Here is a 915-nt window from a genome sequence, read left to right on the forward strand (position 1 = left end):
AGATGTGTATAAGAGACAGGCCTTCTTTATTCGTAAGCGTCAAAGCTTTCGAAACAAGGAGGTTGCCGCCGCCAGTAATCTGAACATCCAGGCTGCCGGACTCGCTGATTTCGAGGGTCTTCAGCAACTTGATGAGCTGCAGTTCGTACTGAACGCCGGCATGCTTGCCGTCTGCAACAAGCGTCTTGCCAAAGCCGAAAGTCCCTTCAGCAACCGTATTCCCGCTGCCATCCTTGATGTCGGACACGACACTGGTGTTGCCGCTGACAACGAGATTCGTACCCGAAAGCTCGTCGTTGGTGATCGTTTCATCGGTGCCGGTCACCTCAATCAACGACTGGAAGCTGCCGTTATCAGCGACATTGAGGAGTTCGGCGGCTTTGATCTCGCCGCCCGAACCCGCTGCGGACGAAGCGGTCAGGTGGATGGTGCCGGTCATGTCACCGAGACTGCCGACCTCAAGCTGACCGAGCTGCGTCGTCCCCGTTCCGCTTACACCGAGCGTACCGTCGAACCAGATGTGACCGTCGCTGCCCAGCGTGAGCTTGTCAAGCACCTGCGCGGCATCGCCGGTGGCCACATGCAGTACGCCATTGGAGCCAACATTGAGATGGGCCGTATCAAGGACCGCCGCATTGGCCGCACCGGACGAACCGCCAAGGTAAAGAACCGACGTCTGCAGCGTTACCTTGCCGCCGGAAATATTCTGCTGAGGCGTTCCGGCAAAGTTAACGACCCCGCCGCCGGCGGAAAGCTCAAGCTCGCCGCCCTCGACAAGGTCCAGATCATTATCGATAGTCCAGTCGCTGCTGCCATGGAGCCGAGCGATACCGCCCGACTGAACATCTACATCGGCATCGCCGAGTGCGTTGTGAGCATCATTCAGACCATTGACACTGTCTCTTATACACATCT

2 protein-coding genes are annotated in these 915 nt (G+C 57.6%); one reads left to right on the forward strand and one right to left on the reverse strand.

Features of this window, described 5'->3' with window-relative positions; translation table 11 throughout:
* Positions 1-439: hypothetical protein (locus H6A60_RS14510; RefSeq protein WP_205104801.1), on the reverse strand; the 439-nt coding region annotated here is incomplete at its 3' end.
* On the opposite strand from H6A60_RS14510, the gene H6A60_RS14515 reads away from it, so the two are divergent.
* Positions 422-915: hypothetical protein (locus tag H6A60_RS14515; protein WP_205104803.1), on the forward strand; the 494-nt coding region annotated here is incomplete at its 3' end. The two genes, H6A60_RS14510 and H6A60_RS14515, sit on opposite strands and share 18 nt — an antisense overlap.

The sequence above is a fragment of the Sutterella massiliensis genome (genome assembly GCF_016899755.1).
Lineage (GTDB): Bacteria > Pseudomonadota > Gammaproteobacteria > Burkholderiales > Burkholderiaceae_F > Sutterella > Sutterella massiliensis.